5 protein-coding genes are annotated in these 4,761 nt (G+C 74.3%); 2 read left to right on the plus strand and 3 right to left on the minus strand.

Annotated elements, in window-relative coordinates; genetic code table 11:
- Positions 1 to 162: 162 nt before the first annotated feature.
- The 3 genes from ABZ885_RS35605 to ABZ885_RS35615 are packed head-to-tail and all read right to left on the minus strand — an operon-like array spanning position 163 to position 2,802.
- Positions 163 to 1,257 (minus strand): MoxR family ATPase, encoded by a 1,095-nt coding sequence (locus ABZ885_RS35605; protein WP_360198275.1) that lies wholly within the window; start codon positions 1,255 to 1,257, stop codon positions 163 to 165.
- A gap of 52 nt (positions 1,258 to 1,309) precedes the next feature.
- Positions 1,310 to 1,831, minus strand: a complete 522-nt coding sequence (locus ABZ885_RS35610; RefSeq protein WP_360198278.1) for a hypothetical protein — start codon at positions 1,829 to 1,831, stop codon at positions 1,310 to 1,312.
- Positions 1,828 to 2,802 (minus strand): DUF4129 domain-containing protein, encoded by a 975-nt coding sequence (locus tag ABZ885_RS35615; protein WP_360198281.1) that lies wholly within the window; start codon positions 2,800 to 2,802, stop codon positions 1,828 to 1,830. Before ABZ885_RS35615 ends, ABZ885_RS35610 begins: the two co-directional genes overlap by 4 nt.
- A 357-nt stretch (positions 2,803 to 3,159) precedes the next feature.
- Between ABZ885_RS35615 and ABZ885_RS35620 the strand changes: the two genes are divergently transcribed.
- Complete coding sequence (locus tag ABZ885_RS35620) at positions 3,160 to 4,131, plus strand: aldo/keto reductase (RefSeq protein WP_360198283.1); 972 nt, start codon at positions 3,160 to 3,162, stop codon at positions 4,129 to 4,131.
- A 14-nt stretch (positions 4,132 to 4,145) separates the two neighbouring features.
- Entirely contained in the window at positions 4,146 to 4,736 is a 591-nt protein-coding gene (locus ABZ885_RS35625; RefSeq protein WP_360198286.1) for a hypothetical protein, read from the plus strand.
- Positions 4,737 to 4,761: the final 25 nt, after the last annotated feature.

Below are 4,761 nucleotides of genomic sequence, written 5' to 3' on the forward strand. Positions count from 1 at the left end.
GTGCGGGCGGGGTCGCGAGCTGCCGGACCGGGCGGCTTCCGCGGGCGGTCTGCGCGGCGAGCCTGCGGGCCTGGTGGCCGGGGTGACCGGTGCGGTTGGTTGGGCCGGTGTGGCTGGTGGGGCCGGTGGGGCCGGTGGGACGTTCGGGGGGTGGGGCGGGGTTCACCGGGCGCCGCCCGGGCCGCCGGCCGTGCCCCGGCCGTCGGCCGTGACCGCCGCGCGCGGCAGGGTCTGCGGCGCGGGGACGGTGTCCACCAGCCTCGCCAGCACGTCGTCCGCCTCGATCTGACGCACCCACAACTCCGGCTTCAGCGTGACGCGGTGGGCCAGGGCGGGCACGGCAAGCGCCTTCACGTCCTCCGGCGTCAGGTAGTCCCGGCCCTCCACCATCGCCCGGGCCCGGGCCAGCTGGACCAGCGCGAGGCCGCCGCGGGGCGAGGCGCCGACCTGGATCTGCTGGTCGCTGCGGGTCGCGTCGACGAGCGCCACCACGTACTCGACCAGGTCGTCGTCCACCTCCACCCGCTCCACCGCGGCCCGCATCGCGAGCAGTTCCGCCGGGCTGGACACCGTCTCCAGGACCGCCTCGGGCGCCGACCGGTCCAGCCGCGCCCGGAGCATCGCCGCCTCCAGCCCGGTGGACAGGTAGCCCATCCGCACCCGCAGCAGGAAGCGGTCGAGCTGCGCCTCGGGCAGCGAGTAGGTGCCCTCGTACTCGATCGGGTTGGCGGTCGCGATCACCGCGAACGGCTGCGGCAGCCGGCGGGTGTCCCCGTCGACGGAGACCTGGCCCTCGGCCATCGCCTCCAGCAGTGCGGCCTGGGTCTTCGGCGGGGTGCGGTTGATCTCGTCGGCCAGCAGGAGCTGGGTGAAGAGCGGCCCGGGCTTGAAGACCATCTCCCCGCTGTTCCGGTCGTAGAACGGTGCGCCGGTGACGTCCGAGGGCAGCAGGTCGGGGGTGAACTGGATGCGACGGAAGTCCAGGCCGAGCGCGGTCGCGAAGGAGCGTGCCAGCAGGGTCTTGCCGAGGCCCGGCAGGTCCTCGATCAGCACGTGGCCGCCGGCCAGCACGCCGAGCATCACCAGCCGGAGCGCCTCGGGCTTGCCCACGACCGCCCGCTCCACCTCCTCCACCACGGCACGGGCCCGCTTGCCGGCCTCCTGCGGGGTCAGCGCGCCCGTCGGTGCGGTGCCGACGAACGTGCCGGCAGTCGTCGCGGCCGGCCTGCCGGCCTGGGGCTGGGAAACGGCGGTCATCGTTCTCCGTTGGGTCTCGGCCCGGCCGGGACGGCCACGGGCGGTGAAGCGGCTACAGGGATTCGAGCCGGTCGACGAGGGCGAGCAGGACCGGCGCCGGGACGGCCTCCGCCGGGGCCGGCGCGTCCGGGTCGATCCAGGGCCAGAGCCGGGGGCCGAGCAGTTCGGCCGCCCGGTCGCGGTCGGCGGGGAGCGAGAGGCCGTGCACCTCCGACAGCCGTGCGGCGAACAGCCGTTGCAGCCGGCCGCGGAGCGGCTGGACGTCGCCCTCCGGGTCCAGGCCCTGCCGGACCGTCCAGCGCCAGTCCCCGAGCCCGGGCTCGTGCGCCTCCATCAGCCGTTCCCGGCGGCGCCACCCCACGGCCGGCACCCCGGCACCGGCCACGTACCGGGCGGTGACCAGCGCGACGCCCACCAGCAGTACCGCGCCCGCTCCGGCCGCCGGCAGGCCGCCCACCAGGTAGAACACGATCTCGGCCAGGACGGCCACCGCGGTCAGCTCGATCAGGCTGTGGCGGACGGAACCGGGCGTCGGGCCGGGCTCCGGGCCGGACCCGGCCGGGGATCCGCTCATCGGGGGCCTCCTGCCGCAGCGGCGGCCTCCGGCCCGGCGGACGTCCCGGCCTCCGGACCGGCGTTCGCCAGCCCGGCCGCGATCGCGTCCAGCGCGGTCCGCGCCCGGCGCACGTGGGCCTCGTCCATCGGGTGGGTCGAGTAGCGGGCCTCCCGGAACAGCGCGGTGAGCGCCTCCGCGTGGAAGCGGTCCACGCGGTCGTCCGTGACGGCCCGTTCCAACAGCTCCGTCGGGTTCTCGCTGACCCGCCGGGACACCCCGGAGGCCGCCAGCGACCCCTCCATCGCCGCGTAACAGGCGATCACCGCAGCTCGGGCGTCGCTGCCGCCGAGCGCGCGCAGGCCGGTGGCGACGGCCTCCGCGAGAACGTCCTCGGGCCGGGGCGGGGCGGCGGGCAGCAGCGGGGCCGGCTGCGCCTGCATCCGCCGCAGCCGCAGCCGCCGCACCACCAGGACCAGCACGACGACGAACAGGACCACGGCGGCGACCGCGAGCACGGCCATCGCCGCGGCGAGGATCATCCCGAAGAGCTGTCCGTCGGCCGGTCCGGTGGGTTCGGGTGGCGGTGGCGGCGACTCCGAGGACACCGGCAGCGGAACCTTCACCAGGTGCGGCGGGTCGGCCGGCTCCGGCGCGGCCCGGCCGTGGAACACCAGCATCAGCACCGGTACCGCAACGGCCGCACCGGGCAGCAGCACCATGGCCGCGGCCCGCAGCCGCTCGGCCCACGGCGTCGGCCCGTCCAGGTGCCGGACCTCCGCCCGGAACCGCACCGCGAACCGTCCGACGAGGACCCCGAATCCGACCGCGAGCAGCAGGACGAACCCCGTCGCCCCCACCGGGCCGGCCACCGCCGTCCCGAGCACCCCGGCCCGGACCGGCCGCACCGCCGCCGCGGCCGTCAGCAACCCGCCCACCACCAGCAGCAGTCCGGCGGCCACCTCCCGCCCCGGCGGTACAACGCCCTTCACGCGGACACCCCCCGGTCCTCACAGCGCCACAAGATCACGCGCGCGTGCAGCGTCGCACACCAACCGTCGGCGTGTCACCCCCCGTTCGGCGGGGACGGCCCGGGCAGGCAACCCCGCAGACGGCGGTAAGCGTTCATCCCCTGTCGGCCGACCGCCGTCGCGACCGGCCGGTAGGATCCATTTCGGTACTGACTGCCTATCAAGTACACAGCATTTTCCGGAAGTTAACGTCAGGGGCGGGTGCACTGCCGCTCAAGCGGCGGCGGTGCGGGAAGTCGCACCGAGCCACGCCCCTGTGCCACGTGTCCGCACCCGGAACCGGCCACCGGAACCGGTCAGAATCCCAGAAAGCATCCCTTGACTACCATCGCGCATTCGGAACTCGATGTCTTTCCGCTCTGCCTCGGCGGCAGCGTGTTCGGATGGACCGTCGACGAACGGACGTCCTTCGGCGTTCTCGACGCCTATGCCGCCGCGGGCGGGAACTTCATCGACACCGCCGACTCCTATTCCCAGTGGGCCCCCGGGAACACCGGCGGGGAGTCCGAGACCATCATCGGCAACTGGCTGGCCGCACGCGGCCGGCGGGACCGCTTCGTCATAGCCACCAAGGTGGGCCGGCTGAACGGGCTGTCCGGGCTCACGGAAAAGGTCGTCCGCCAGGCGGTGGAGGATTCCCTGCGCCGTCTCCGGACGGATTACATCGACCTCTACTACACGCACGCGGACGACCCCGGCACCCCCCTGGAGGAGACCCTCGCCGCACTCGATGCGCTGATCGCAGCGGGGAAGGTGCGCCATATCGGCGCCTCGAACATCAGCGGGCCCAGACTGGCCGAATCCCTGGAGACCGCGAAGCGCACGGGGACGGCCCCGTACGTGGCGGTCCAGCCGCCCTACAACCTCATGGAACGCGAGCCGTTCGAGGGCGGGATCGCCCCGGTCTGCGAGCGCGAGGGCGTCTCCTGCGTCCCGTACTTCGCGCTCGCGCAGGGCTTCCTGACGGGCAAGTACCGCGCGGGCGGACCCGCCGTTCCCAGCGTCCGCAGCACCGCGGCAGGGGCGTACGCCGAAACGCCCCGCGGCCGGGAGGTGCTCCGGGCGCTGGACACGATCGCCGCCGAGCACGGCACCGCCCCCGCCGCGGTGGCCCTGGCCTGGCTGAAGGCGCAGCCCCACGTCGTCGCCCCGCTGGCCAGCAGCAGGACGCCCGAGCAGCTCGCCGAACTGATCCCGGGAGCGTCCCTGGAGCTCTCCCCGGCCGAGGTCCGCTCGCTGGACGTCGCCTCCCGGACCACCGCGGCGGACACCCGTCCGCAGCTCGGATGAAGGCGGGAGCCGCTGTGACCCTCACCCCGCACACCGTCCTGATCGGGTTCGACGCGCTCAAGTCGTTCATCTCGGTGGCACGCGACGAGTACGACGCCTGCAGCCCGCAGGAACCGCCCTCCTGTTTCGCCCTCCTGCTCGGCACCGTCGCCGGCGGTGTCGCGGCCGTCACCGCGGTCGAGTTCGCGACCAACGTCCGGGCGACCGACCCGATGGCGCTCCAGGAGTTCTCGAACTCCATAGCGCCGTGCTTCGGCAGCGCCTACCGGAACCTCCGCCGCGGATTCTGGTGCAGCTCGCGGGACCTGCTGCGCATCCACCGGCAGGCGGACCGGGACGGGGTGGAGATCCTGGGCTCCGTCCACCTGCACCCCGACTGGCACCTGATCGGGCCGCCCGAGGAGCGGGGGCTGCGGATCAGCGAGGAGCCGACACCGATGGACCGCTACATGTTCGACAACAGCCGGTACCCGGTGAACATGATCTGCTATCTGGAGTCCGGCCCGCAGGGGGTTTCCGCCGCGCTCGCGGCCTGGGGCCCGCCCCCCGAGGACGAGGAGGGGGCACCGTGTCCCCGCCTCCGGCTGAGGTTCGGCACGGCCTGAGGTACGCCTCGCGGCTTCGGCCCTC

The organism is Kitasatospora sp. NPDC047058, assembly GCF_040643935.1.
Taxonomy (GTDB): domain Bacteria; phylum Actinomycetota; class Actinomycetes; order Streptomycetales; family Streptomycetaceae; genus Kitasatospora.

Excerpts from the sequence above, each read along its gene's own strand:
- ABZ885_RS35605 (WP_360198275.1), bottom strand. The coding sequence starts at position 1,257 with ATGACCGCCGTTTCCCAGCCCCAGGCCGGCAGGCCGGCCGCGACGACT.
- ABZ885_RS35610 (WP_360198278.1), bottom strand. The coding sequence starts at position 1,831 with ATGAGCGGATCCCCGGCCGGGTCCGGCCCGGAGCCCGGCCCGACGCCC.